This window comes from Ralstonia sp. 1138, assembly GCF_040544795.1.
GTDB lineage: Bacteria > Pseudomonadota > Gammaproteobacteria > Burkholderiales > Burkholderiaceae > Ralstonia > Ralstonia flatus.
Window position 1 is genome coordinate 707,399 of the sequence record NZ_JBEPKQ010000002.1, and the last position, 25,252, is coordinate 732,650.

Genomic DNA, 25,252 nt, shown 5'->3' on the forward strand with positions numbered 1-25,252 from the left:
AGTTTAGCCGATGCTCGGTGTACCATCCGCGCAGCCTTTTCCCATACAACGCACATGAAACTCGCCACCCTCAAGGATGGCTCGCGCGACGGCCAGCTGGCCGTGGTCTCGCGCGACCTGAAGACCGCTCACTTCGCCACGCACATCGCCGGCACGCTGCAGCGCGCGCTGGACGACTGGGCCTTCCACGCGCCGCAGCTGCAGGATCTGTACGACCAGCTCAATGCGGGCCGCGCACGCCACCCGTTTGCGTTCGACGCCGCCAATTGCATGGCGCCGCTGCCGCGTGCGTACCAATGGGCCGATGGCTCGGCCTATGTGAACCACGTTGAACTGGTGCGCAAGGCGCGCGGCGCCGAGATGCCCCCCGAGTTCTGGACCGACCCGCTGATGTACCAGGGCGGCTCGGATGACCTGGCCGGCGCGCACGACCCCATCGTCTGCCGCAGCGAAGCGTTCGGCATCGATTTCGAAGCCGAGGTCGCTGTCATCACTGGCGACGTGCCGATGGGCACCGAGCCGGCCGCCGCCGCCGAGGGCATCCGCCTGATCATGCTGGCCAACGATGTGTCGCTGCGCAATCTGATCCCGGCGGAGTTGAGCAAGGGTTTCGGCTTCTTCCAGAGCAAGCCGGCAACGGCGTTTTCACCCGTGGCCGTCACGCCCGATGAATTGGGCGAGGCCTGGCGCGAACGCAAGGTGCATCTGCCGATGACGGTGCGCTGGAACAACAAGAAGGTTGGCCAGCCCGAGTGCGGCACCGACATGGTGTTCGACTTCGGCCAGCTGATCGCGCATATCTGCAAGACGCGCAACGTGCGCGCGGGCAGCATCGTCGGCTCCGGCACGATTTCGAACGTGGACCGCAGCAAGGGGTACGCGTGCATCGCCGAGAAACGCATGCTGGAAACCATCGAATCCGGCGCGCCCGTCACCGAATACATGCGCTACGGCGACACCGTGAAGATCGAGATGTTCGACGCCAACGGCGTGTCGATTTTCGGGGCGATCGACCAGGAAGTGGTTGCGCCGGGCACGCAGGCGTAAGACTTTGCCTTATGCGGATTCGGGTGCCGTCCTCGAACGGCGCCCCCGCTTTGGCGCAGCGGCACCGGCCGTCAGCGCCTGCCCGTGATACCCGAGGCGCAGCGATAGCGTTCGCCCGGCCTCGCGCAGCAGCCGCGACGCAGGCCCCTCCAGGCTCGAATCGAACACGCTGGACAAGCCCAGCGCCGTGATCGCCCCCGCCAGCTTGCCCTGTGAATCGAGCACCGGCACGGCCACCGAATCGATGCCGTGCACCAACGTCCCGCCGATGCGCGCCACGCCTTCCTGCCGCACCGCCTGCCAGCGCGCGCGGCAGTTCAGCCAATCGGTCAGGCCGGCCTTGCCGGCGCCCGGCCCGCGCAATTCACGGTCGATGAGCGAGACGATCTGGATTTCGGGCACCCACGCCGCGCACGCCTGCCCCGTGGCCGAGTTCAGCAGCGGCATGACCGAGCCCACCCGCACATTGACCGCCACCGGCCGGCCGCTGTCTTCCCAGCGCACGATGACGGGGCCGCGCGCGGTCCAGATCGACAGAAACACGCTTTCGTTCAGCCGCTCGGCCAGCTTGGGGAGCAGGTTGCTGCCCTCGCGCACGAAATCCACGTCGGACAGCGCCGACAGCCCCACCTGCAACGCCTGCGCGCCCAGCCGGTAGCGGGCGGAAGCGGGGTCCTGCTCGACAAAACCCATGCGTTCCAGCGACACCAGGTAGCGGTGCACCTTCGCGCGGGGCATGCCCAACTGCCGGCCGAGTTCGGAGACGGCGTGAGCGCCACCGGCATGCGCCATCGCCGAAAGCACGCTCAACGCGATCTCGGCGGACTGGATGCCGGCGCTGGTGCGTTCAGGCGTGGTGTCTTCTGCGGGCAGTTCGTCGGGCGATGTATCGGGCGGCAGCGGGTCGTCGATCGGCATCTTGAAGTCTCGGGTGTCGCTTTATAAGATACGCGTTACGTAAAAAGATACAACCGGCGCGGCGGCCTGCGCGCTGGAAAAGACCTCGAAAACCCGGGAGACGCCATGAAGCTGTCGATCTTTTCCGTGCAGGACCATTACCCCGACCGGCCCCGCAGTCTGCCGCAACTCTACGCAGACGTCACCGCCCAGGCGCGCCACGCCGAGGCACTCGGCTACGACACCTTCTGGGTGGCCGAGCATCACTTTCACGAGTACGGCGCCGTTCCCAACCCCGCAGTCTTTCTGTCGCATCTGGCCGCGCAGACACAGCGGCTGCGGCTGGGCACGGCCATCTCGATCCTGACTTTCCACCATCCGGCCACGGTGGCCGAGAACTACGCGATGGTCGATGCGCTTTCGGGCGGGCGGCTGTCGCTGGGCGTGGGCTCCGGCTACCTCAAGCACGAGTTCGAAGGCTACGACGTCGACCCCGCCATCAAGCGCGAGCGCTTTGACGAAGCGCTGATGCTTGTCGAGCGCCTGCTTTCCGGCGAGCGCGTGCATCACGCGGGCCAGTTCCACACGCTGCGCGACGTGCGCCTCAACGTTCTGCCGGTGCAGGCCCGCGTGCCGATCCACGTGGCGATCCTGCGGCGCGAGGCGGCATATCACATTGGCCGGCAGGGCCGGCGCATGCTGTTCGTCCCGTATGCCTCGGTTGAAAGTTTTGAAGACATCCGCACGTTGATGGACGAATACCGCCGTGGCCTCGCCGAAGCAGGCATTGCCGACACGCGCGGCATGGCGGCCGTCGCGCTGCACACGCATGTGGGCCCGACCGAAGCTGCCGTGCGTGCAACGGCAGCCGACGCATTCGACCTGTACGTCGCCACGCGGCTCTACGCGCGTCGCCAGACGTACGACGATGTGCTCGCCAGCGGCCTGTCGTTGTTCGGCACGCCCGACGCGGTGGCCGAGAAGCTCGCGCAGCTGTCCGACATGGGCGTCGATCACGTGATGGCGCTGCACAACTTCGGGTTGATGCCGCAATCGGCGGTGCTCGAATCGATGCGCGCGTTGGTAGAGGATGCGCTGCCGCGCGCCGGCATCACTGCGCTCGCTGCCTGAACCTGTCCAGCCTGGGCGACTCCGCATCGCCAAACCGCCGCAAAACCGCTACGCTCTTTGCCAAACCACGGGAGGAGACCCCCAATGCAGCGACCGAAGTGGCGGCACGCAGGCGTACTGGCTGGTTTGGCTTTGTTGTCTTCCGCCGCGCTGGCGGACATCCGCATCGGGGTCACGGTGTCGGCCACCGGGCCGCAGGCGTCGCTGGGGCAGCCCGAGAAGAACGCCACCACGCTGTGGCCGCGCGAGATCGGCGGCGAGCGTGTCGACGTGATCGTGCTCGACGATGCGTCGGACACCACGCGCGCGGTTACCAACACGCGCAAGCTGATGAGCGAGTCGAACGTGGACCTGATCGTCGGCTCGTCCACGACGCCGAATACGCTGGCGATGATCGACGCGGCCGCCGAAGGCAAGACGCCGGTGATCTCACTGGCCTCATCCGCCCGGTTGATCGAGCCGATGGATGCCAAGCGGCGCTGGATCTTCAAGACGCCGCATTCCGACTCGCACATGGCCTCGCTGATTGCCGAGCACGCGGCAGCGCACGGCGTGAAGACCATCGCCTACATCGGTTTTGCCAACGCGCTGGGCGAGGCCTTTCTCGCGGAGGTCCAGCGCTTTGCCGATCTCAAGCACATCCGCATCACCGATACCGAGCGTTTTTCGCCCACCGACAACAGCGTGACCGCGCAAGTCCTACATCTGCTGGCCAACAAGCCTGATGCGGTGGTGATTGGCGGCTCCGGCACGCCCGCTGCACTGCCGGCCCGCGCGCTGGCCGAGCGCGGTTACACCGGCAAGATTTACTTCAACCACGGCGTATCCAATAACGATTTCGTCAAGCTGTGCGGCAAGGACTGCGAAGGCGCCTACGTGCCGACCGGCCCCGTGATGGTCGCCGCCGAGTTGCCTGACGCCAATCCGGCCAGGAAGCAAGCGCTGGATTTTGCCCGTCGCTACGAGGCGGCCTTTGGCAAGGGCAGCGTCTCGATCTTCGCCGCCTACACGGGCGACATCGGCTTGCTGTTGCAGCGTGCGGTGCCGGTGGCGCTCAAGCGTGCCAAGCCGGGTACGCCGGCCTTTCGTGAGGCGCTGCGCGACGCACTGGAACAGGTGCGCGATCTGCCGACCAGCACCGGCGTGGTCAACATGAGCCCGCAAGACCACGTCGGCCTGGACCAACGTGCCCGCGTAATGGCGCAGATCCGGCGCGGCCAATGGCACCTGGCCGATACCCCGAAGTGACAGTGACGGTGACGATGGCGCACATCCCGCGTTGCACGCGCGATCCCATCCGCTATGCTTGATCCATTACCTCAGACGCCATGACTTCGCTCGCTCCCCGCTTTGCCCGCTACCAGGCGCTGACGCTCGTCCAGCACGGCCCCGTCCTCGAAATCGTGATGGGCGCGGCGCAGTCGGCCAACCGCAAGCTCTCCACTGCCGATGCCGGTCTGCACCGCGAACTGGCGGAAATCTGGCGCGATGTGTCCGCCGAGCCGTCGGTGCGCGTTGCACTCATCCGCGGTGAGGGCAAAGGCTTTTCGGCCGGCGGCGATCTGCACCTCGTCGAGCAGATGGCTGACGACTTCGACGTGCGCACGCGCGTCTGGCACGAGGCGCGCGACCTCGTCTACAACGTCATCAACTGCGACAAGCCGATTGTCAGCGCCATGCACGGCCCGGCCGTGGGGGCAGGGCTCGTCGCCGGATTGCTGGCCGATATTTCGATCGCCGCGAAGGACGCCCGCATCGTCGATGGCCACACGCGCCTGGGCGTGGCGGCGGGCGACCATGCTGCGATTGTCTGGCCGCTGTTGTGCGGCATGGCCAAGGCCAAGTATTACCTGCTGCTGTGCGAGTCCATGACGGGCGAGGAGGCCGAGCGCATCGGGCTGGTTTCGCTCGCCGTGCCCGAATCGGAACTCGTCAACCGCGCATTCGAAGTCGCGGAGCGCCTGGCGGCCGGTTCGCAGACGGCCATCCGCTGGACCAAGTACGCGCTGAACAACTGGTTGCGCATGGCGGGCCCAAGTTTTGATACGTCGCTGGCGCTTGAATTCATGGGTTTCGCAGGCCCCGACGTGCGCGAGGGCATTGCGAGCCTGCGCCACAAGCGTCCGCCCACGTTCGACGGCGCCTGATCGAAGATGAAGACTCGCAAACGCGCCCGACCCCCGACCGATTTGTAGGAGACACCATGTTCACCCAGATGCCCAATTTCGCCGAAGGCGGTTTCGATTTCCTGCGCAAGCTGTGGGGCGGCGGCTTTGCCGGCATGGCCGGTGGCGGCATGCCCAACATGGCGAGCTTTGCCGCGCCGCCGATGGATCTTGAGGAAATCGACAAGCGCATCCACGACCTGCGCGCCGTGGAGAGCTGGCTGCAACTGAACGCCAGCCTGCTGCGCACGGCAATCCAGGGCCTGGAGGTGCAGCGCGCCACGCTGGTGGCGTTGCAGACATTCGGCTCCGCACTGTCGCCGGAGGCCATGAAATCTGCCTTCGACGGGCTGACGCCGGACGCGCCTTCATCTTCATCTTCATCGTCTTCCGATGAGGCATCCAAACCTGCGTGGCCCCACACTGCCGCCACAGCCAAGCCGGCTGACGACGAACCGCCGCCCGAAGACGAGGACGAGGCGGAAGAAGACACGGACGACGATCAGGCTGAAGCCCGCGCCGAGAATGCCAAGGCGCAGGCCCAGGCTGCTGCGCAGGCGCAAGCAGCCGCCCGCGCCGCCGCAGCCGCGCTGGACCCGTCACCGTGGTGGAACATGCTTCAACAGCAGTTCAACCAGATCGCCAGTTCCGCAGCGGCCGCCATGCCGATGCCGCAGAACCTGATGCCCGGCTTCCCGGGCGGCTTCCCCGGGTTTGGCGGCGCCCCGGGCGCCGAAGGCCTGGATGCTGCGCCGGAAGATATCGAAGGCACGCCGGCGCCGGCCAAACCCAAACGCACAGCCGCCAAACCGGCGCAGAAACCGGCCGCCAAGACGCCTGCAGGCAAGACGGCCAAGCCCGCCGCCAAGAAGGCTGCTGCCAAGAAAGCGCCCGCGAACTCTGCACCGCGCAAGCCCACCAACGACACGCCCTGATCGATGTCGACAGACTGCACTGCACTTTTGATGATGGGCGGCGGCGCGCGTGCCGCCTATCAGGTCGGTGTGCTGCGCGGCATCGCGGGATTGGCACGCGAGTATGCGCCGGGTGTGGCGCGCACGCCGTTCGACGTCATTTGCGGGACGTCGGCGGGCGCCATCAACAGTCTCGGCCTCGCGCGCGGCGCGCAGGATTTCACGCTCGCCACCGAGGCGCTCACCCAGCTCTGGGGCAGCCTGCATGCCGATCGTGTCTATCGCACGGATGTCGGCCGCGTGGGCTCCAGCGGCGCGCGCTGGCTGACCGCACTGGCGTTCGGCTGGATGACCGGCCACACGCCGCGCGCCTTGTTCGACAACACGCCGCTGCGCGAGCTGCTGGAGTCGCAGCACGACGGTCAGCAGGTGCAGGCCGCCTTCGACGCCGGAGCACTGCGCGCGCTGGCCATCACCGCGCTGTCATACACCACGGGTCGCCACGTCACGTTCTATCAATCGCCGCATGTGGTGCTGCCGTGGCGGCGGTCGCAGCGGATTGCGGTGTCGGATCAAATCGGCGTGTCGCACATGCTCGCGTCGTCGAGCATCCCGTTCGTCTTTCCCGCCGAGCCGGTGCCGCTCGAAGGGAACGACGAATGGTTCGGCGACGGCACGATGCGGCAGATGTCGCCGTTGAGCCCCGCCATTCATCTGGGGGCGAATCGCATTCTGGTGGTGGGCGCGGCGTCTCGCACGCAGCCCGGCTGGTACGACACGGTACCGGCGTCCGGCTATCCGTCGCTGGCGCAGATCGCGGGGCAGGCGCTGGCGAGCATCTTTCTCGACGGGCTTTCGGCTGACATCGAGCGGCTGCAGCACGTCAACGCCATGGTGGCGCGCAACCCCGAAATTGCCGATGCGCGCGACGGCTGGCGCAAGATCGAAGTGCTGGTCATGGCGCCTTCCGAGCGCATCGAGCTGATTGCCTCCCGCCACGTGCAACGTCTGCCCGGCACCGTGCGGGCGCTGCTCAAGCCGCTGGGCGGCACCGAAGCGCGGGGCGCAGCATTCGCCAGCTATCTGCTCTTTGAACCGGAATTCACGCAGGAACTGATCGACCTGGGCGAGCGCGATGTGCAGGCGCGCCGCGACGAGTTGGCGGCGTTCCTGTACGGCGCGATTCCGGACACGATGCGCGCAGCCTGATCAGCGCGACGAGCGTGTCGACGGTTCAGCGAGTAGCGCGTCGATGCGCTTGATGAGCGCCGGGTCGCTCGGCTCGACGCTGCTCGGGAACACCGCCGCCACGCGGCCGGTGCGGTCCAGCAGGTATTTGTGGAAGTTCCACTTGGGCGGCTGGCCCGTCTGCGTCGCCAGCCACGCATACAGCGGCGACGCGCTCGCGCCCACCACGGCCGTCTTCGAGAACATCGGAAATTTCACGCCGTACGTGTTGTAGCAAAAGTCGGCGATCTGCTTGCTGTTGCCGGGTTCCTGCTGGAAGTCGTTGGACGGAAAACCCAGCACCGTCAGCCCCTTGTCACGGTACTTTGCGTACAGCGCTTCGAGCCCTTCGTACTGATGCGTGTAGCCGCAATAGCTCGCGGTGTTGACGACCAGCACGACGCGGCCGGCGTACTGGCACAGGTCTTGTGGCGCGTCGTCCTGCAGGCGCTTGACGCGAAAATTCAGGCTGGCAGGGCATGCGCCCGAGGCCACCGGCGCCTGCGCGGTCGGTGCAACGCCAGTCGTGGCGGCATGTCCAGTGCGAGGCAGCAGCAATGCAATGACGGCAATGGCAATCGCAATGACGATCATCAGCACATGGTGCCGGCGCAGCGCACCCGACGCGTGCAATTGCAAGCGCGGGCGGCGCGCGGAAACGGTGGCATGAAACAACATGGGGACTCTCCAAAAGCGGACGCTCAGCCGGCGAACCGGAGTTTGTCTTCAGTCTAGGGTATAACGCCCCGGGGTCGCACCGGCTGGAATGTGCGGTATGCGTTGCCTGTCATTCGGCACACGGATTGCAGCGCTTCCTATACTGAAACCTCGCCGGGCGTCGTCCGGTCCGACACAAAAGACGACAGCCTGCGTGCTGTCGATCACATCGCGGCATACCGCGAGACAACGCGCGACGGCATCGCGTGTGAGGGGGTCGCCGGGCCACGTTGCAACCGTGGCTGCGGCAGGCCTGTTGTGATGAGGAAACGGGCAGACCAAGAACTTTGCTCCGGCAACCATGAAAAACGGGGGCTGGTCAAGCATGTCTGCTAGAATCCGCCTGCAAATTCAAAGGCTTACCATGCTCTATCCCGAATTGTTCAAGTCGTTGGAAGCGGTCCGCTGGAATATGGAAAAGGATATTCCGTGGGACACGTTCGATGCGTCGCTGCTGACCGACGCGCAAGCGCAGACCATCAAGATGAATGCCATCACCGAGTGGTCCGCCCTGCCGGCCACCGAGATGTTCCTGCGTGACAATCGTCACGACTCCGATTTTTCGGCGTTCATGAGCGTGTGGTTCTTTGAAGAGCAGAAGCATTCGCTGGTGCTGATGGAATATCTGCGCCGCTTCCGCCCGGACCTCGTGCCGACCGAAGAAGAGCTGCACAACGTGCGCTTCGAGTTCGATCCGGCCCCGCCGCTGGAAACGCTGATGCTGCACTTCTGCGGCGAAATCCGCCTGAACCACTGGTACCGCCGTGCTTCCGAATGGCACACCGAGCCCGTCATCAAGGCGATCTACAAGCATCTGTCGCAGGACGAAGCCCGCCACGGCGGCGCCTACCTGCGCTACATGAAGAAATACCTGGGCCAATTCGGTGACAGCGCACGCAGCGCATTCGCCAAGATCGGCGTGCTGATGGCGTCGGCGCGTCGCACCGAAAAGCCGCTCCACCCGACCAACCTGCACGTCAACAAGGCGCTGTTCCCGCAAGACACGGTGCAGTCGCGCCTGCCGAACCCGGATTGGCTGGAGCACTGGCTGGACGAGCAGATCAAGTTCGACGCCGGCTGGGAAAAGAAGGTCATCGAGCGCATTCTGCACAACATGGGCCTGCTGTTCGAGCGCACCTTCGAGACCGTGCAAGACCTGAACCGCTATCGCAAGGAACTGAACGCACGTCTGCTCGGCTCGACCGAACAAGCTGCCTGATCCTTGCCACTGGCAGTAAGCGGCCCATCGATTCGATGGGCCGTTTTGTTTTCCACTCCGATTCCGCTTTTGCCATGACCGCTCGCCAGCCCGCCCCCGCCTTTGAACAGAAGATATGCGACGCCGCCGATGTGGAAGCCCGCGTGCGCGCCTTGCCGCGCCCCTTGGTCTTCACCAACGGCGTGTTCGACATCCTGCATCGCGGTCACGCCACGTATCTGGCGCAGGCGCGTGCGTTGGGCGCGTCGCTCGTGGTGGGCGTGAACACCGATGCCTCGGTGCGGATGCTGGGCAAGGGCGACGACCGCCCGCTCAACACACAGGACGATCGCCTGGCCGTGCTGGCTGCGCTGGAAGCGGTGAGTCTGGTGGTGTTGTTTGCCGAGCGCACGCCGGTCGAACTCATCGAGCGCGTGCGCCCTGACATCTACGTGAAAGGCGGCGACTACGACATCGATGCGCTGGAAGAAACGCGCGTGGTGCGTAGCTGGGGCGGCACGGCGCTGGCGATTCCGTTCGAGCACGATCGCTCGACGACGGCCCTGCTCAAGCGCGTGCGCGCGACGTCCTGAAGGGTTAGCGCGATGCCGTGACGGCCGCGCAAGCGTGCAGGTCTTCGGCGCCCAGGGTTTTCTTCAGCGTGGCCAGTTGGGCTGCAACGCCCGAAGCCGCATCGGCGGTGGTCGTCACCCGCAGCGACGTCTGCGAGCCAAGCCGGCGCGTTTGTGTGACCACGGCGGTGCGCACGTCCTTGGCGCGCAGTTCGTCGAGGCGCTGCTGCGCGCGCTCCTTGTCGCGGAACAGGCCCAGCGACACCACAAACGTATTGCCTTCCTGCACGATGGCTGAATCCACTACGTTGCGGCGCTTGAGTTCAGACACCTTGCGCTCGGCGTCGTCGCGCGTGTCGCGGGCCGGCATGTGGACCCACCAGCGGTTGTCTTCCTGACGCGTGATGCGCTCAACCTGCACGCCCGCCAGTTGCTTGAGCTGATCGATGCCGCGCGTGGCCTGTGCTTCGGTCAGGCCGCCCAGCTCGGTGCAAGTGCCGCCGCTTTCAGCGGTGCCGGCAGTGGTCAGCGCCGCAGGCTCGATGTTGGCTTGCGAGCCCGATGCGGCTGGTGCGGAACCACCCGGCGACGACCCCGGCGCGGATTTGGGTACGGTGGCGGCCGGTCCAGAAGCGGGTGCCGGCTCGAGAATACGGATCTCTTCGGTGCGGATCTGGCGCCGCATGCGGTCGGGCTCCCGCTCGCTTTCGAACCACGCCTTGGACACTTCGGGCCCGAACACACCGGTATTGGCCGCGAGCAGAACGCCGTTGACGAGCAGCAGGAGCAGCAGGGCGAGGCGAAGCGTCATGGTGCGAACGGACGTGGATTCGGATGGTGGTTTGGAATGCAGGAACACAGTGGCAACAACGGTAAAACATCAGGCGAACACAGCAGCCCGGCCTGGTGAGACTAAGCCAGCGTCGCGGCGCCTTCCCGGCTCGCACGCGCCAGCACCTGCAGGCCGAGCAGCACGAGATTATCGTGCATCTGGAACGGCATGCGCAGATGCGGCCCCAGTGCAGCGCGCGCCCCGCCGCTCAGCACGCAGCGTGCCGGCCCGGGATGTTGCTTCTGCAGTGCCATCCACGTCTGCGCAATGGCGCCCGCCTGCGCGATGACACAGCCCAGCGCGATGGCGTCCTGCGTGTTGTCGGCCCAGGGTGGTGCCACGACGTCGCCCGCACTGAGGTAGCTGACATCCACTTCGGGCAACTGCGCCGTGTTGCGTGACAGCGCGCGCATCATCAACGTGAGGCCGGGCAGGATCAGGCCGCCGGCAAACAGGCCGTCGGGCGTAACGATGTCGAGCGTGGTGGCGGTGCCGGCCGTCACGAGCAGCAAGGCCGTGTCGGGCCACAGATGGCGGGCGCCGACCGCGCCGACCCACCGATCGGTGCCGAGTTGCGTGGGGTCGCGATATCCGTTGCGCAGGCCGGCCGTGGCGTCTTCCGATGCCGCAATGCGCACGCGCGCCCCATCGAACACGCGGGCGATGCGGGCGGTGAGTGCATCGCGCAGCGCCGGGCCCGCCACTGCGCTGATCCATACCTCGGGCGGCGCAACGCCGGAGGCGTGGCAATCGCGCCAGTCTTCCACCAGCTCCGCCAATCGATCATGCGCGCGCGCGCCGGCATGCTGCCAAGGCGTGCCGCCGGGCTCCTCCGGCAGGGCGAGTTCGGCATCGGCACCGCCGGCAATCCACGCCCATTTGATGCGCGTATTTCCTGCGTCGATCAGCAACAGCGGACGGGCGGGGGCGGCGTGCGCGGCCGAGACCTTCTGACGTGTCATGGCTGCTCCGCGTCTGCGCTGCGCAAGGAGACCTCGCCGCTGTGGACCCACTGCACACGTCCGCCCGATTCAATCGCCAGGCGGCCTTGCGCGTCGATGCCATGCGCCACGCCTTCGAGCACCACGGTGCCGTCCTGCCACAGGCGCACGCGTTCGCCGGCAAAGGCATCACGGGCGGCAAACGGCGCAACGAACGGCGCCAGGCCCTGCGCGCCGAAGCGCTGCAGATGTTCCCCCAGCGACGTGAGCAGCGCCGAAAACACGGCGTTCGGCCCCGGTGCGTCCACCAGTTCTTCCACACCCGACAGGCCACGGCCCAGCGTGGTCTCCAGCACGCGTGGCCGTTCCAGGTTCAGGCCGATACCGATGACGGCCCAGGTCTGGCCCGGCTCCTTCCGCACGGTCTCGACCAGGATGCCCGCCAGCTTGCGCCCGGCGATCTGCACATCGTTGGGCCATTTGAGGCCGAGCGCCTGTCCGCTGCCCCCCCGCGCTTCCGCGTACCCGGCCACGGCGTCGGCCACGGCCACACCCACGGCCAGGCTCAGGCCGCCGAGTTGCGCAGGCTCACCCGCAAAGGCGCAGGCGACGGAGAAGGTCAGGCCGTGGTCGCCACTCCATGGGCGTCCCTGGCGGCCGCGTCCTGCCGTCTGGCGCTGCGCGGCCAGCACCCGCGCACCGAGCAGCGGCGCCGTGCCGGCAGGGGCGGGAGCCGCCGTGTTGGCAGGCCACGCGGCATCACGCACCGCAGCCATCAGGTCTGCGCTGGTGGAGCCGGTGGCTTCGACCACGTCGACAGGCCAGCCGGCGGCGGGACCGCTGGGCTGGATACGCTCGCGCGCAAGGCGCCATCGCGCGGAGGGTTCGGCAAGAGACATAGAAAAACGGGCGATCAGGTTCGCGCTGAGAATGCGCGCATTGTACGAGCGGCGTTGCACACATGGGCCCGGCGCTTGCTTCAAGCGACGCAAAGGCCTCACAGTGTGGGAGCCAGTGTGACAGTGTTCGGCGGCGCGTTGGCTACAATTCGACCGATATCCGGCATCACCGCTTACGGAGAACCGTTTGATCACCTGCCGTACACCGCAGCTTGAGGTGCGCGTCGTCGATGGACGCTCCGTCGCCTTCCTCTCTGGCGACTGGACGACGCTTGCCCTGGCCGAACGCGCTGGCGTGCGCAGCGCCCGCCAGCAGATCCGCGCCGGGCTGGACAACGCCAACGCGTGGTGCCTGACCGAAGTCGGCCGTATCGACCACTTTGGCGCGCAACTGCTCTGGCGTGCCTGGGGCAACCAGTGGCCCGAACACCTTGACGCCCGGCCCGACCAGCGCCGCATGATCGACCGCGTGGCCAAGCTCGACCCCGGCGGCTGGAAACAACGCCTGGCGCCACGCCTGAATCCGGTCACGATCCTCGGCGCGGGCATGCTCGATTTTTTCGATCACGCGCGCAATGGCATCGCCATGGTGGGTCAGCTTGTGTTCGACTTCGGCAGGTTTCTGCGCGCGCCGCATCATGGGCCGTGGCGCGAGATCTCCGCCAACATCTACAGCACGGGCTACAAGGCGCTGGGCATCACGGCGCTGGTCGGTTTCCTGATCGGCATCGTGCTGAGCTACTTGTCAGCCAACCAACTGCGCGTATTCGGGGCCAGCATCTTCATCGTCAATATTCTGGGGATGGCCATCATCCGCGAGCTTGGGCCCGTGCTGGCCGCGATTCTCGTGGCCGGGCGTTCGGGCTCGGCCATCACGGCGCAGATCGGCGTGATGCGGGTGACCGAAGAGCTGGATGCAATGCGCGTGATGGGTATCTCGCACGGCTTCCGGCTGATCCTGCCCAAGGTGATTGCGCTGGCGATCGCCATGCCGCTGCTCGTGGCGTGGACCGATCTGCTTGCGCTGGCGGGCGGTATTCTCGCGGCCAAGTTCCAGCTCGATATCAGCCCGACGTATTTCATTACCTCGTTGCCCGATGCGGTGCCGGTGGCCAATCTGTGGCTCGGCATCGGCAAGGGCGTGGTGTTTGGCATGCTGATCGCGCTGGTGGCGTGCCACTTTGGCCTGCGCATCCAGCCCAACACGCAAAGCCTGGGCGAGGGCACGACGACGTCCGTCGTGGTGTCGATCACCATCGTCATCCTGGCGGACGCGGTGTTCGCCATCCTCTTCAAGGACATCGGGATATGACGCGACCCCGTCATCCGCATATCGAGCACGCCGGGACCGCGCCCGAGGCCATCACGCCCGCGCGCGAACGCGTGATCGAGGTGCGCAGCGTCACCAAGCGCTACGGCAAGGTGACGGTGCTCGACAACATCAACCTGGACGTTTTTCGCGGCGAGGTGCTTTCCATCGTCGGCGGTTCGGGCAGCGGCAAGACGACGCTGCTGCGCCAGGTGGTGGGGCTGGAGAAACCCACCTCGGGCACGATCCACATCTTTGGCGAGGAGTTGACCTGCCAGGTCGGCAACGATCTGCAGTCGATGCGCAATCGCTGGGGCATGCAGTTCCAGCACGGCGCGCTGTTCTCTGCGTTGTCCGTGATCGACAACGTGGCGTTGCCGATGCGCGAATTGCGCACGCTGCCCGACGCGTTCATCCAGCGCGTGGCGATGCTCAAGTTGCAGATGGTCGGACTCAAATCGACCGATGCCGACAAGATGCCGTCGGACCTGTCGGGCGGGATGATCAAGCGCGTGGCGCTGGCGCGGGCGTTGTCGCTGGAGCCCGAGCTGGTGTTTCTGGACGAGCCGACGGCCGGGCTGGACCCGCGCGCGTCGGACGACTACGTCGCGCTCATCCGCGAGTTGCGCCAGGAGCTGGGCCTGACCGTGGTGATGGTGACGCACGATCTCGACACGCTGGTGGCACTGTCCGACCGCATTGCCGTGCTGGCGGATCGCAAGGTGCTGGCGGCCAAGCCGCTGGACCAGATCATTCAGATCGATCATCCCTTCATCAAGGAATATTTCCTCGGTGAACGGGGCAAACGGGCCCTCATGGCGCTGGGCCCGCAGATGACGGAGGCGGTGGCCGCGGCCTCGCTTTCGACGCAGGAGGATTGATGGAAAACAAAGCCCACGCATTCCTGGCCGGGCTGTTTACGATCGGGCTGGCCATCTTCATCGGCCTGGCGGTCATGTGGTTCAACCGCGACCAGACTGTGCGCGTGCCCTACGAAGTGGTCACCCGTTCCACTGTCAACGGGCTGAACCCGCAGGCTTCCGTGAAATACCGCGGCCTGGATGTCGGCAAGGTCGACAGCATCCGCTTTGACGACAAGGTGCCCGGGCAGATCGTCGTGCGCGTGCTGGTCGACAAGGATGCGCCCATCACCACCACGACGTATGGGCGCCTGGCGTACCAGGGCGTGACGGGCCTGGCCTATGTGCAGCTCGACGATCGCGGTTTCGACAACAGCAAGCGTGCGCCGAGCCCCACGCACCTGGCCACGTCGGAGAAGAACCCCGCGCGCATCCGCATGGAAGCCGGCTTCCTGGACGAACTCGATAAACGCGGCGACCAGATGCTGTCCAAGCTCGATCAGACGCTCAGTTCGCTGTCGATCATGTTTGACGACGAGCATCGCCAGCAGGTCACTGCGTCGCTGCAATCGTTCCAGAAGACGATGGACGCCTACAGCACGCTCGCGCAGCAGGCTGAACCGACCATGCGTCGCCTGCCGCAGATTGCCGACAACCTCGATTCCACGCTGGTGGCCACGCGCAAGCTCACGCAGTCGCTGGCCGATCCGAAGGGGCCGTTGATGACGACGCTTTCCGGTGCCGGCACCGATCTGACGGCGGCAACGCAGTCGATGCAATCCGCTGCCAATGTGCTGACGTACGAAACGCTGCCGCAGCTCAATGGCTTTGCGCGTGAGGCCCGCCAGGCCGTGCGCGGCTTCGATCATGCCGTGACCGACTTCAACGCCCGGCCGCAGAGCGTGCTGTTTGGCCCCGCACCCGGCACGCCCGGCCCCGGTGAAACGGGCTTTACCGCGCCCGCCGCCCGCGCTTCGGCCCAGCCCTGAGGAGAGTCCATGCCGATGTTGTCTGCTGTGTTCCGCCGCACGTACGCGCTGCCTGCGCTGATGGCGCTGTCGCTCCTGGCAGCCTGCTCGAGCGCACCCGTCGCGCCCGCTGCCCTGTATGACTTTGGGCTCGCGCCGGCCGCAAGTGCTGGCGCGCGCCTGCCCACCGCCCTGCGCGTGGCCGACGTGGCCGGCCCGGGCTGGATGGACGGCAACGCCATCTATTACCGCCTCGCCTATGCGCAAAGCCAGCGCACCGACGTCTACGCCAACAGCCGCTGGGTCGAATCGCCCGTGAGCCTGTTCGATGCCCGTTTACGCAATGCGGCAGCGGGGCGCGGCCAGGTGGTCGGCTATCCCACGCCCGATGTGCCGAGCCTGCGCGTCGAGCTGGTCGATTTTTCACAGGTGTTTGACAGGCCGGACGCCAGCCGCGGCGTGGTGCGGTTGCGGGCAACGGTATCGCTGGCGCGCGGTGTGATCGACCAGCGTGTGGTGCAGGCCGAGGCGCCGGCGCCCAGCGCAGATGCAGCAGGTGGCGTGGCGGCGCTCACACAGGCGTCGGACAAGGCCATTAGCGAGGTGCTCGACTGGGTGGCGGGCCTGCCGCTCGCGGCCTCGCCGTCCTCCGCGCCCGCGAGGTCCGCGGCTGCCTCTGGGATGCCCCGGCGCTGAGGCCTCGACTTCTCCACCGGACGGAGGAACCATCCGTGATGCGCGGCATCGGACGCTATCATGGGCGGCTTCTTCCGGGCACGTCCGCCCCTCCTTCTCGATTGCAGCTTCTCCGGTGACGGACTTCCACTCGCAACCCGCCGCGCCCACCTCGCATCGTCACTCGCCGCTGGCGCGCGCCGGGCTGGGGTGGTTCGTGCTGCTGGTTGTCTACGCAAGCCTGTATCCGTTTGCCGGCTGGACAGACACCGGCGTGTCGCCGTTTGCCTTCCTGAGCGCACCGCTGCCGCGCTACAACACCGGCTTCGACCTCCTCACCAACGTGTGGGGCTACATGCCGCTGGGCATGCTGACGGTGCTGTCGCTGCATCCGCGCATCACGGGGTGGCGCGCGGTGTTGCTGTCGCTGCTGGCGGGGCTGCTGCTTTCCGGCGCGATGGAGGCGATCCAGACCTATCTGCCCACGCGCGTGTCGTCCAATGTCGATCTGGCGACGAACACGCTGGGCGCCTTGCTCGGCGGCATCGTCATGCTGCCGTTTTCAGCGGGGCTCATCGACCGGGGCGGGTTGCGCCGCCTGCGCCGCCGATGGTTCGAGCCGCATGCGACCTTCGCCATCCTGCTGATGCTGGTGTGGCCGTTCGCGCAGATCTTTCCGCAGGAATTCCTCTTCAGCATGGGCGGGGTGATCCGCAGCATCCTGCTCGATCCATCGCCGGATGCGTTTGTGGTCAATCTCCTCAACGGCTGGTTTCCGGAGCTGTTCGACTGGCAGGACAAGCTGACGGCGCACCCGGAAGCACTGCAGCGCCAGGAACTGCTGGAGGCGCTCATCACCGCTTGCAGCTGGATCGGCACCGGGCTGCTGGCCAGCGTGGCCATGCGCCGCGGTGCGCCGATGCTGCGCCTGCTGGCCGCGCTGCTGGCCGGCGCGCTGCTGGTGAAGGCGGGGGCGACGGTGTTGCAGTTTCCGCTCGGCGGCGCGTGGGATTGGCTTTCGTCCGGCGCACGTTTCGGGTTGGTCGTGGGCTCGCTGGTGCTCGTGCTGCTGGTGCGGCTGCCGCGCTGGCTGCGCGGCGCGCTGGCCATGACGCTGCTGATTGCGCTGATCATTCTGTCCAACGTGCTGCCGCCGAGCCCGTATTCGTGGGTGTCGGCGCAGAGCTGGCGGCTCGGGCGCTTCGTCCATTTCAACAGCCTGTCGCAATGGATCGGCTGGCTGTGGCCGTTTCTCGGCCTGGGCTATCTGGCCTGGCGCGCCGAGCAGACACAGCTGCAGCGGCGCGCCGGACGTCAGGCGCGTTGAGCGCGCGCTGCGGCCGCTGCCGTACGCGGTGACGCTGCGCGGCGTACCGCAATCAGTGTCAGCAGTGCCCCGAGGTACATCGCCGCCATGGCGACAAAACCCGTGCACCACCCGAATACGCCCATCCCCTCCAGCGCAGACGCGCGGTGATGCCGGCGCGCGCCGTCTTCACGTAACCGACATGAATCCTTTCTACCTTAGCGCCTGATGAGCTGACGGCGCGCGCTGCCCCGTCCGGCTCGCGAATGTCATCAGGAGGTCATCTGTGTCTGCCAGCCAAAACGCCGGCGCTCGCCGTCGATTGCCCGTGGTGTCTGCGCTCGCGTTGAGCGGTGGCCATGCGGCTGATCCTCATGTGCCTCCCGTGATCCACGCCGTCGACTGACTGCGTTCGCTCGCGCTCAGTCCGGCGTTGCCCCGTGTTGTCCCCGCAACTCCCCCCACCCCCAACCCCAAACACACAGACATCAGGACGAGAACATGACTTCCAACAGTCGCCGTGGTTTTCTCCGTTCCGCTGCCCAGTTGGCTGCTGCATCTGCAGCCATGGGCGCGGTGCCCGAAGGCATTCGCCAGGCGCTGGCGATTCCCGCCCATAACGCGCACCGCACGATCGAAGACGTGCAGCACATCGTGATCCTCATGCAGGAAAACCGCTCGTTCGACCATTACTTCGGCACGCTGCGTGGCGTGCGCGGGTATGGCGATACGCGCACCGTCACGCTGCCGAGCGGCAAGAGCGTCTGGCATCAGCCGATGGCCGGTGGCGTGGGTGAAGTGCTGCCGTTCCGCCCGAGCGCGCCCGATCTGGGCCTGCAGTTCCTGCAAGACCTGCCGCACGGCTGGAACGACACGCACCTTGCCGTCAACGGCGGCCGTTACGATGGCTGGGTCCCGCACAAGGGCACCACGACGATGGCGTACCTCACGCGCCAGGACATTCCGTTCCACTACGCGCTGGCCGACGCCTTCACCATCTGCGACGCCTATCACTGCGCGACACCCACGTCGACCGATCCGAATCGCTACTACATGTGGACGGGCTATGTCGGCAACGACAACGTCGGCGGCGGCCCCGTGATCGACAACGCAGAAGCGGGCTACGGCTGGTCGACGTATCCGGAAGTGCTCGAGGCCGCCGGCATCTCGTGGAAGATCTACCAGGACATCGGCACAGGCCTGGACGCCGCGGGCTCCTGGGGCTGGACGAGCGACGCCTACATCGGCAACTACGGCGACAACTCGCTGCTGTACTTCAAGCAATACCAGAACGCGCAGCCCGGCAGCCCGCTGTACGACAAGGCGCGCACCGGCACCAACGCCGCAGCCGGCGACGGCTACTTCGACATCCTCAAGCGCGACGTGCAGAACGGCACGCTGCCGCAGGTGTCGTGGATTGCCGCGCCGGAAGCGTTCTCCGAGCACCCGAACTGGCCGGCCAACTATGGCGCCTGGTACATCGACCAGGTCCTGCAGATCCTGACTTCGAACCCCGAGGTGTGGAGCAAGACTGCGGTGTTCATCACCTACGACGAGAACGATGGTTTTTTCGATCACCTCGTCCCGCCGTTTGCATCGTCGGGCAGCAACGGCCTGTCGACGGTCGACACCACGGGCGAGTACTTTCCGGGCAACAGCACGTACGGCGCCGGCAGCTACGGCCTGGGCCAGCGCGTGCCGATGCTGGTGGTGTCGCCATGGTCCAAGGGCGGCTTCGTGTGTTCGGAAACGTTCGACCACACGTCGATCATCCGTTTCATCGAACAGCGCTTCAAGCGCTCGCACAACGTGCGCTCGCCCAACATCTCGAAGTGGCGTCGCGCCGTGTGCGGCGATCTGACGTCGGCGTTCAACTTCGCCACGCCCAACGAGGTGGTGCCCGCGCTGCCGAGCACCACCGCCTATGTGCCGAAAGACAAGCTGCGCCACGCGAGCTACGTGCCGCTGCCGCCGCTGGTGCAGGCCGTGCCGAAGCAGGAAGCCGGCGTGCGCCCCTCGCGTGCGCTGCCGTACGAACTGTTCGTGCGCGGCCGCCAGGACGAAGCCGCCGGCAAGTTCCAACTGGAATTCGTGAACACGGGCGACGTGGGCGCCGCCTTCCTCGTCTACACCGCCGGCAGCACGGACGCACCGCGCACCTACACGGTGGAGGCGGGCAAGCGCCTGTCGGACAAGCTGGCCGTCAACGCAGGCGGCGCGTATGACTTCACGGTGCACGGCCCGAACGGCTTCCTGCGCCGCTTTGTCGGCAAGCTCACGCTGTCGGGCCTGCTGCGTCCGCATGGCCGTGCGTTGGAAGTGAAGGAAGGCTACGACGTCGCCAACGGCAACCTGCAACTGCGTCTCATCAACCACGGCCGCACGCCTACCATCTTCACCATCAAGAGCGCCTACACGGGCGAGAGCGTGCAACGCGAAGTGCGCGGCGGTGACGATGCGGCGGTGTACCTGGACCTGCGCAGCCAGCACGCCTGGTACGACCTGACCGTCACGGCCAGCAGCGATGCCGGCTTTGAGCGTCGTCTTGCCGGCCACGTTGAGACCGGCCGTGCCAGCGTGTCCGATCCGGCGCTGAGCGCATAAGCGAGAGCCCAGCAAAACGGCCCGCTGGCGTGACTTGCCAGCGGGCCGTTTTTTTTTTCGACGCTCAGCGTCAGAGTTGTTTCGTGTACGTGCGTGCCTGGTACAGCGCCAGCGCGCTCAGTCCGACGATCACCACGATCGCCAGGACATCGGCAAACGGATAGCCCCAATACTGCGTCATTGCGTGGTCTCCTTCGGTTGGAGGTCGTCGAGGTCGAGCAGGCCGGTGTCGGCCATGCGTTGACGACCAAACTCGGTGATGGCGTAGCGGAAGTGCACCTTGTTGGTGGCGTCGTCGAGCTGGTCTTCGGGCGTTTGCACCAGGCCGCCGGAGTACAGGTCCGCCAGGATGGCGCGAATGCTGCCCGTCCAGTACTCGTCTTCGGGTTTGCCGTATTCGATGCAGGTGCGATGGGCGATTTCGCTGTCCCACAACATGTCGCTGCCCGCGAGCAGTTGCAGGATGTAGCCCTTCATGTGCAGTTTCATGCGTGCGTCTCCGTGGTTGCAGGTGCCGCGCCGCCGCGGATGACTTCCAGGTTTTCCGCACTTTCCGACACCATCACGAAGCCGCCGAAGATCACCAGCGCCAGCCCAATCAGGAAATACCACTCCGGAAACTGCAGCGTGAAGATGGCCGTGAAGACGGTGGCGAACATTGCGTAGAACGCGCCCAGCGCCTGCCCGCGTCCCACGCCGATCAACGGGAACGACTTGTACCAGGCGACCGCGCAGAACGAGAAGGTGAGGCCGCCCACGACCAGCCACAGCAGCGCCTTGCTATGCACGATGCCCGAGGCAATCTCCGTCACGGGCACCGGCACATGCACGAACAGCGCGATGGCCGGCAGGATGAAGACGACCCAGTAGATGGCCTCGGCGGTGTAGCGGATGGAGACGCCGCAGTCGGGGTCCGTCACGTCCATGGCGCGGCCGACGATCGCGCCTTCCAGGCCCCAGCCGATGGCGGCCATGGCGCCACCCAGGTAGCCGATCCACTGATGGCTGCCGTTGTGCGATTCGGCCATCAGTGCCGGCGCGTAGATCGCCACCCCGCCCAGGATGATGATGGCGATGCCCACCGCTGCTCGCGCGCTGATGCGCTCGTTGTACCAAAGCTTGGCCACCGTCGCGCCCACCACCGGGTATAGCAGCCCGGCCACGGCCGCAAACACGGCGCCCACATAGCCCATCGCGAGATACGAGCCGAAGTTGGCCATCAGTCCGCCCACGACCGCTGCAATGAAGTACCAGCGCGAGATCTTGCGGAATTGGCCGAGGGTGCGGAAGTAATCCCCCAGCTTGCCGAGCGAGCCGAGCCACACCCACTGGAAGACCGTCACCATGACGCTGTGGAACGCCGTGATGACCGCTGCGCAGACCAGGAAGACGCGCGGGTCGGAAAGATCCATCGCGGCGAATGGGGATTCATGCCAGACGGCCGTGCCGGGCACATACCAGGCGCCCCACAGAATGGCGGCCCATAAGGCCCAGCGGTACCCCCATTTCAGCGTGCGTTGATGATGTGCCGCGCGGGCGGCAGAGGAAGAGGCCAAAACCGATCTCCTTGTTCTGTACGCGTCAGACCCAAGCTGCCGGGTGTGACGCATTAGTTACTGGAGGTTGATAAATTAACTATGGGTTTTCTAGAGTCTATGCCGGCCCTCCAGGCATGCCGGAAAAAGTCGTGATGATTGACGGGATTGTCAGAAGTCGACGTCTGGGACGTCGGGGTTGCCTTGGGCTATGACGCGCCGGCCTCGGGCACGGTGTCGACCACGGTGATCAGATGCAGCGGCGTGTCCGTTGCCGGATCGCGTGCCAAGGACGTGGTAATCCGAACCGGTATGGCAGAGCCATCCCCGCGTACCAACTGCAGCGATAGCGCATACGTTGGCACCGTGCCGGCGAGCAGCTCGCCGTACTGGCGCAGGTGGCGGGCGAGATCGTTGCGGTGCGTGAGGTCGAGCAGCGTGCGCTGCTGCAGCGCTGTTTCCGACTGGCCCAGCAGCGTGCACAGCCACGGGTTGGCGCGCAGGCAGCGGCCTTCCAGGCTGACCTGCGCGATGCCGACGGGCACCTGTTCGAACAACGTCCGCAACTTGGCCTCGCTGTCGCGGAAGGCGGCTTGGGCTTCCACTTCAGCAGTGATGTCCTGCGCCGCGCCGATCATCGTTGGGGTGGCGGCTGACGGGTCCTGCGCTTCGCCTTCTTCACGAAGGTGGCGGTGCGAACCGTCGGGCAGGGTGATGGTGTATTCAACGCGATATGGCTGGCGCGATGCCACGGCGCGGTCCAGCACGGCCTGCACGCGGGCGCGATCGGCAGGCACGATGGCATCCAGATAGCGCGCCATCGTCACGGGTGTGGATTGCGGCGCCCAGCCGAAGATGCGGTAAGCCTCGTCCGTCCATCGGCAGGCATCGGTGCCCGGTTCCCAGAGCCAACTCCCGAGGTGGGCGATCTGCTGCGCCTTGGCCAGCAACGCCTCCGAATCGCGCAACGCGGCTTCGGCCGTGTGGCGCTCCGTGGTGTCCAGGCTCAGGCCGATCATCTTGACCGGGCGGTCCTGCGCATCACGCACGAGCGTTGCGCGCGAGACGATCCAGCGGACCACGTCCGGCGCCGGCGCAATGCGGAATTCATGCTCGTAGACGCCGCCTGCGCTGAGGTTCTGCGAGACCGCAGCCCGCACGCCCGGCACGTCTTCGGGAAGCACGCATTGCCAGAAATCGTCCAGCGTGCGGATCGGCCGGCCAAAGAGGCGGGCGGCATTCGGCGAATACGCCACCGCGTCCGTCAGCAGGTTCCACTCCCACGTGACCACGCCGGAAATCTCCTGCGCGAAGGTCATGCGCGCCTCGCTTTCCATGATGGCCGCGATGTGCTTCTGGCGGCCTTCGCGGGCGCGGGCGTCGGTGGCCAGGCTGGCTTCCAGATCGGCGAGCGCGCGGTCTCCGTAACGCAGCCACAGCCAGTTCACGTTCAGGAAGCGGGCCAACGCGAGCAGGTTGGCATATTCGATCTCGCCGCCGCGCGTCCATTTGTGGACAGCTGAGGGCGACACCCCCAGCGCTGCCGCCACCTGCTTGAGCTGGATGCGGCCGCGTGTCAGCACGCCTTTGAGGCGGCCGGCAAAGCTGTCGTCGTCGATGGGGCCGTCGGGCGGCGGAAGTGCTGCGGCGGTCATGGGGCGGATTTACTGGCAGTGATTCCTAAGAGTATAGCGCGTTAAAAATAGTGAAAATTTATCGAAATTCACCATCGTTAGGTCATAACGATTGGCCTGAGGCAACTAATTTTTCCTAGACTAGTCCAAAATTCTCCAAAGGTAAATAAAAACACCAACAGTGAATTTATGGGTTGCCGCACCGAATCTCGTCTGCCAGGACGCTACGGTGCCGGCATTTCGGGCGCCGTCTCTTTGTGCGCCAGCCATCCACAGGGGTACTGGATATGACGCAAGCTTCCCTTTCCACCGAATTCCATTCCGCCACGCTGGCGCCCCGTCTTGATCTCTACATCGACGGCCAATGGGTGCAGCCCGAAGGCGGCGTGTACCGCGACATCGTCGATCCCGCCACCGAAAACGTCCTGACGCAGGCAGCCGACGCCTCCGTGGCCGATGTGCAGCGGGCCATTGCCGCTGCCCGCCGTGCGTTTGACGAAGGGCCGTGGCGCCAGACGGGCACCCGGGAGCGCGCCCGCCTGCTCAACCGCATTGCCGACGCCATCGATGCGGACGCCGAGAACCTCGCGACGCTCGAATCGCTCAACACCGGCAAGACGATCACCGAAAGCCGCTGGGACATGGACGGCATTGCCGCGACGTTCCGTTATTTCGCAGGGTTGGTTGCCACGGAATCCGGTCTCATCAACGAGGCACCGGACACGGTCATCAGCCGCACGCTGCGCGAGCCGGTGGGCGTATGCGGCCTCATCACGCCGTGGAACTACCCGCTGCTGCAAGCCGCCTGGAAGATCGCGCCGGCGCTCGGCGCGGGCAACACCGTCATCGTCAAGCCGAGCAACCTGACGCCGCTGACCACGCACCGCTTTGCCGAACTGCTGATCGAGGTTGGGGTGCCTGCGGGCGTGTTCAACCTCGTCACCGGTGCGGGCGAGGCCGGGGCCGAGCTGTCGCGCAATCTGGACGTGGATCTCGTTTCGTTCACGGGCGGCGCGGTGGCCGGCGCGGCGGTCATGAACGCGGCCATCGGCAACTTCAAGAAAGTGGCCCTGGAGCTGGGCGGCAAGAACCCGAACATCATCTTCGACGACGCGGACTTCGATACCGCCGTCGATTACGCGGTCAACGCAGCGTTCTTCCACGCGGGGCAAGTGTGCTCGGCCGGATCGCGCCTGATGCTGCAAGACGGCATTCACGACCGCTTTGTCGATGCGCTGGTCGAGCGCGTCAAGCGCATCCGTATCGGCAACGGCTTTGCCGACGGCACGGAGATGGGCCCGGTGCAATCCGCATTCCAGCGCCAGAAGATCATCAACATGATCCAGGCCGGCGTGCAGGAAGGTGCGGTGCTGCGCTGTGGCGGCAAGGCGCCGGAGGGCGAGGCGTTCGAGCGCGGCTTCTGGCTGGAGCCGACCGTGCTCGCCAATGTGCGCGACGACATGAAGATCGCCACCGAAGAAATCTTCGGCCCGGCGCTGACCGTTGAGCGCTTCTCCACCGAAGAAGAAGCGGTGCGCCGCGCCAACGCCACGCCGTTCGGCTTGGCCGGCGCGGTGTGGACAACTGACCTGAACCGCGCCAACCGCGTGACCCGCGCACTGCGTTTCGGCACCGTGTGGGCCAACGACTATCACCCGTACTTCCCTGAAGCGCCGTGGGGCGGCTACAAGGCCAGCGGCATCGGCCGCGAACTGGGCCGCGGCGGCCTCGACGAGTACACCGAACTGAAGCACAGCTACATCAACCTCGCACCGCAGCCGATGGGCTGGTTCGGCGCCGGTGCTGAGTAAGAACGGAGGG

At 66.1% G+C, this 25,252-nt stretch carries 23 protein-coding genes; 15 read left to right on the plus strand and 8 right to left on the minus strand.

Annotation, left to right across the window (positions count from 1 at the left end):
* The first annotated feature begins 54 nt into the window (after window positions 1-54).
* Window positions 55-1,047 carry a fumarylacetoacetate hydrolase family protein gene (locus ABIC76_RS11000; protein WP_102064381.1) on the plus strand — a complete coding sequence of 331 codons (993 nt, stop codon included), beginning with the start codon at window positions 55-57 and terminating at the stop codon, window positions 1,045-1,047.
* A gap of 9 nt (window positions 1,048-1,056) precedes the next feature.
* Here the strand turns inward: ABIC76_RS11000 and ABIC76_RS11005 are convergent, their stop codons facing one another.
* Window positions 1,057-1,965, minus strand: coding sequence for an IclR family transcriptional regulator (locus ABIC76_RS11005; RefSeq protein WP_354533983.1), 909 nt, complete (start codon window positions 1,963-1,965; stop codon window positions 1,057-1,059).
* A 105-nt stretch (window positions 1,966-2,070) separates the two neighbouring features.
* Between ABIC76_RS11005 and ABIC76_RS11010 the strand changes: the two genes are divergently transcribed.
* The 5 genes from ABIC76_RS11010 (at window position 2,071) to ABIC76_RS11030 (ending at window position 7,363) form a co-directional block, all read left to right on the plus strand.
* Window positions 2,071-3,075: an LLM class flavin-dependent oxidoreductase gene (locus tag ABIC76_RS11010; RefSeq protein WP_354533984.1), complete on the plus strand. Its 1,005-nt coding sequence runs from the start codon at window positions 2,071-2,073 to the stop codon at window positions 3,073-3,075.
* An 84-nt stretch (window positions 3,076-3,159) separates the two neighbouring features.
* Complete coding sequence (locus ABIC76_RS11015; protein ID WP_354533985.1) at window positions 3,160-4,323, plus strand: ABC transporter substrate-binding protein; 1,164 nt, start codon at window positions 3,160-3,162, stop codon at window positions 4,321-4,323.
* 80 nt (window positions 4,324-4,403) lie between these two features.
* Window positions 4,404-5,222, plus strand: a complete 819-nt coding sequence (locus ABIC76_RS11020; RefSeq protein ID WP_354533986.1) for an enoyl-CoA hydratase/isomerase family protein — start codon at window positions 4,404-4,406, stop codon at window positions 5,220-5,222.
* Window positions 5,223-5,278: 56 nt separating this feature from the next.
* On the plus strand, window positions 5,279-6,175 hold the full coding sequence (locus ABIC76_RS11025) for a PhaM family polyhydroxyalkanoate granule multifunctional regulatory protein (protein ID WP_354533987.1): 897 nt from the start codon (window positions 5,279-5,281) through the stop codon (window positions 6,173-6,175).
* 3 nt (window positions 6,176-6,178) lie between these two features.
* Window positions 6,179-7,363 (plus strand): patatin-like phospholipase family protein, encoded by a 1,185-nt coding sequence (locus ABIC76_RS11030; RefSeq protein ID WP_179817601.1) that lies wholly within the window; start codon window positions 6,179-6,181, stop codon window positions 7,361-7,363.
* Here ABIC76_RS11030 and ABIC76_RS11035 read toward each other — a convergent pair whose 3' ends face one another.
* Window positions 7,364-8,059, minus strand: a complete 696-nt coding sequence (locus tag ABIC76_RS11035) for a glutathione peroxidase (RefSeq protein WP_354533988.1) — start codon at window positions 8,057-8,059, stop codon at window positions 7,364-7,366.
* Window positions 8,060-8,462: 403 nt separating this feature from the next.
* Between ABIC76_RS11035 and ABIC76_RS11040 the strand changes: the two genes are divergently transcribed.
* Complete coding sequence (locus ABIC76_RS11040) at window positions 8,463-9,317, plus strand: ferritin (protein WP_027678401.1); 855 nt, start codon at window positions 8,463-8,465, stop codon at window positions 9,315-9,317.
* Window positions 9,318-9,391: 74 nt separating this feature from the next.
* Window positions 9,392-9,889 (plus strand): D-glycero-beta-D-manno-heptose 1-phosphate adenylyltransferase, encoded by a 498-nt coding sequence (rfaE2, locus tag ABIC76_RS11045; RefSeq protein ID WP_102065121.1) that lies wholly within the window; start codon window positions 9,392-9,394, stop codon window positions 9,887-9,889.
* A 4-nt stretch (window positions 9,890-9,893) separates the two neighbouring features.
* On the opposite strand, the gene ABIC76_RS11050 is transcribed toward rfaE2, so the two are convergent.
* The 3 genes from ABIC76_RS11050 to ABIC76_RS11060 all read right to left on the minus strand — a co-directional run bounded on the left by ABIC76_RS11050 (window position 9,894) and on the right by ABIC76_RS11060 (window position 12,540).
* A complete protein-coding gene (locus ABIC76_RS11050; protein ID WP_354533989.1) occupies window positions 9,894-10,679 on the minus strand; it encodes an SPOR domain-containing protein in 786 nt (261 codons plus the stop codon).
* Between the two features lie 101 nt (window positions 10,680-10,780).
* Window positions 10,781-11,662 (minus strand): type III pantothenate kinase, encoded by an 882-nt coding sequence (locus tag ABIC76_RS11055; protein ID WP_027678398.1) that lies wholly within the window; start codon window positions 11,660-11,662, stop codon window positions 10,781-10,783.
* Complete coding sequence (locus ABIC76_RS11060; RefSeq protein ID WP_354533990.1) at window positions 11,659-12,540, minus strand: biotin--[acetyl-CoA-carboxylase] ligase; 882 nt, start codon at window positions 12,538-12,540, stop codon at window positions 11,659-11,661. The genes ABIC76_RS11055 and ABIC76_RS11060 overlap by 4 nt, the downstream gene beginning before the upstream one ends.
* A gap of 187 nt (window positions 12,541-12,727) precedes the next feature.
* On the opposite strand from ABIC76_RS11060, the gene ABIC76_RS11065 reads away from it, so the two are divergent.
* The 6 genes from ABIC76_RS11065 (at window position 12,728) to ABIC76_RS11090 (ending at window position 20,262) form a co-directional block, all read left to right on the plus strand.
* Complete coding sequence (locus tag ABIC76_RS11065; protein ID WP_102064390.1) at window positions 12,728-13,852, plus strand: MlaE family ABC transporter permease; 1,125 nt, start codon at window positions 12,728-12,730, stop codon at window positions 13,850-13,852.
* Window positions 13,849-14,730 (plus strand): ABC transporter ATP-binding protein, encoded by an 882-nt coding sequence (locus tag ABIC76_RS11070; protein WP_354533992.1) that lies wholly within the window; start codon window positions 13,849-13,851, stop codon window positions 14,728-14,730. The genes ABIC76_RS11065 and ABIC76_RS11070 overlap by 4 nt, the downstream gene beginning before the upstream one ends.
* Entirely contained in the window at window positions 14,730-15,698 is a 969-nt protein-coding gene (locus ABIC76_RS11075; protein WP_102064391.1) for an MlaD family protein, read from the plus strand. Before ABIC76_RS11070 ends, ABIC76_RS11075 begins: the two co-directional genes overlap by 1 nt.
* A 9-nt stretch (window positions 15,699-15,707) precedes the next feature.
* On the plus strand, window positions 15,708-16,373 hold the full coding sequence (locus ABIC76_RS11080; protein WP_354533993.1) for an ABC-type transport auxiliary lipoprotein family protein: 666 nt from the start codon (window positions 15,708-15,710) through the stop codon (window positions 16,371-16,373).
* Window positions 16,374-16,488: 115 nt separating this feature from the next.
* Window positions 16,489-17,679 (plus strand): VanZ family protein, encoded by a 1,191-nt coding sequence (locus ABIC76_RS11085; protein ID WP_354533994.1) that lies wholly within the window; start codon window positions 16,489-16,491, stop codon window positions 17,677-17,679.
* Window positions 17,680-18,159: 480 nt separating this feature from the next.
* Window positions 18,160-20,262 carry a phosphocholine-specific phospholipase C gene (locus ABIC76_RS11090; protein WP_354533995.1) on the plus strand — a complete coding sequence of 701 codons (2,103 nt, stop codon included), beginning with the start codon at window positions 18,160-18,162 and terminating at the stop codon, window positions 20,260-20,262.
* 177 nt (window positions 20,263-20,439) lie between these two features.
* Here the strand turns inward: ABIC76_RS11090 and ABIC76_RS11095 are convergent, their stop codons facing one another.
* From ABIC76_RS11095 to ABIC76_RS11105, 3 genes are all read right to left on the minus strand, one after another.
* Window positions 20,440-20,751, minus strand: a complete 312-nt coding sequence (locus ABIC76_RS11095) for a hypothetical protein (protein WP_102064394.1) — start codon at window positions 20,749-20,751, stop codon at window positions 20,440-20,442.
* Window positions 20,748-21,818 (minus strand): DMT family transporter, encoded by a 1,071-nt coding sequence (locus ABIC76_RS11100; protein WP_354533996.1) that lies wholly within the window; start codon window positions 21,816-21,818, stop codon window positions 20,748-20,750. Before ABIC76_RS11100 ends, ABIC76_RS11095 begins: the two co-directional genes overlap by 4 nt.
* Window positions 21,819-22,006: 188 nt before the next feature.
* Window positions 22,007-23,452 (minus strand): PAS domain-containing protein, encoded by a 1,446-nt coding sequence (locus ABIC76_RS11105; protein ID WP_354533997.1) that lies wholly within the window; start codon window positions 23,450-23,452, stop codon window positions 22,007-22,009.
* Between the two features lie 266 nt (window positions 23,453-23,718).
* Between ABIC76_RS11105 and ABIC76_RS11110 the strand changes: the two genes are divergently transcribed.
* Entirely contained in the window at window positions 23,719-25,242 is a 1,524-nt protein-coding gene (locus tag ABIC76_RS11110; protein WP_354533998.1) for an aldehyde dehydrogenase family protein, read from the plus strand.
* Window positions 25,243-25,252: the final 10 nt, after the last annotated feature.

Excerpts from the sequence above, each read along its gene's own strand:
- ABIC76_RS11000 (WP_102064381.1), top strand. The coding sequence starts at position 55 with ATGAAACTCGCCACCCTCAAGGATGGCTCGCGCGACGGCCAGCTGGCC.
- ABIC76_RS11005 (WP_354533983.1), bottom strand. The coding sequence starts at position 1,965 with ATGCCGATCGACGACCCGCTGCCGCCCGATACATCGCCCGACGAACTG.
- ABIC76_RS11010 (WP_354533984.1), top strand. The coding sequence starts at position 2,071 with ATGAAGCTGTCGATCTTTTCCGTGCAGGACCATTACCCCGACCGGCCC.
- ABIC76_RS11015 (WP_354533985.1), top strand. The coding sequence starts at position 3,160 with ATGCAGCGACCGAAGTGGCGGCACGCAGGCGTACTGGCTGGTTTGGCT.
- ABIC76_RS11020 (WP_354533986.1), top strand. The coding sequence starts at position 4,404 with ATGACTTCGCTCGCTCCCCGCTTTGCCCGCTACCAGGCGCTGACGCTC.
- ABIC76_RS11025 (WP_354533987.1), top strand. The coding sequence starts at position 5,279 with ATGTTCACCCAGATGCCCAATTTCGCCGAAGGCGGTTTCGATTTCCTG.
- ABIC76_RS11030 (WP_179817601.1), top strand. The coding sequence starts at position 6,179 with ATGTCGACAGACTGCACTGCACTTTTGATGATGGGCGGCGGCGCGCGT.
- ABIC76_RS11035 (WP_354533988.1), bottom strand. The coding sequence starts at position 8,059 with ATGTTGTTTCATGCCACCGTTTCCGCGCGCCGCCCGCGCTTGCAATTG.
- ABIC76_RS11040 (WP_027678401.1), top strand. The coding sequence starts at position 8,463 with ATGCTCTATCCCGAATTGTTCAAGTCGTTGGAAGCGGTCCGCTGGAAT.
- rfaE2 (WP_102065121.1), top strand. The coding sequence starts at position 9,392 with ATGACCGCTCGCCAGCCCGCCCCCGCCTTTGAACAGAAGATATGCGAC.
- ABIC76_RS11050 (WP_354533989.1), bottom strand. The coding sequence starts at position 10,679 with ATGACGCTTCGCCTCGCCCTGCTGCTCCTGCTGCTCGTCAACGGCGTT.
- ABIC76_RS11055 (WP_027678398.1), bottom strand. The coding sequence starts at position 11,662 with ATGACACGTCAGAAGGTCTCGGCCGCGCACGCCGCCCCCGCCCGTCCG.
- ABIC76_RS11060 (WP_354533990.1), bottom strand. The coding sequence starts at position 12,540 with ATGTCTCTTGCCGAACCCTCCGCGCGATGGCGCCTTGCGCGCGAGCGT.
- ABIC76_RS11070 (WP_354533992.1), top strand. The coding sequence starts at position 13,849 with ATGACGCGACCCCGTCATCCGCATATCGAGCACGCCGGGACCGCGCCC.
- ABIC76_RS11075 (WP_102064391.1), top strand. The coding sequence starts at position 14,730 with ATGGAAAACAAAGCCCACGCATTCCTGGCCGGGCTGTTTACGATCGGG.
- ABIC76_RS11080 (WP_354533993.1), top strand. The coding sequence starts at position 15,708 with ATGCCGATGTTGTCTGCTGTGTTCCGCCGCACGTACGCGCTGCCTGCG.
- ABIC76_RS11090 (WP_354533995.1), top strand. The coding sequence starts at position 18,160 with ATGACTTCCAACAGTCGCCGTGGTTTTCTCCGTTCCGCTGCCCAGTTG.
- ABIC76_RS11095 (WP_102064394.1), bottom strand. The coding sequence starts at position 20,751 with ATGAAACTGCACATGAAGGGCTACATCCTGCAACTGCTCGCGGGCAGC.
- ABIC76_RS11105 (WP_354533997.1), bottom strand. The coding sequence starts at position 23,452 with ATGACCGCCGCAGCACTTCCGCCGCCCGACGGCCCCATCGACGACGAC.
- ABIC76_RS11110 (WP_354533998.1), top strand. The coding sequence starts at position 23,719 with ATGACGCAAGCTTCCCTTTCCACCGAATTCCATTCCGCCACGCTGGCG.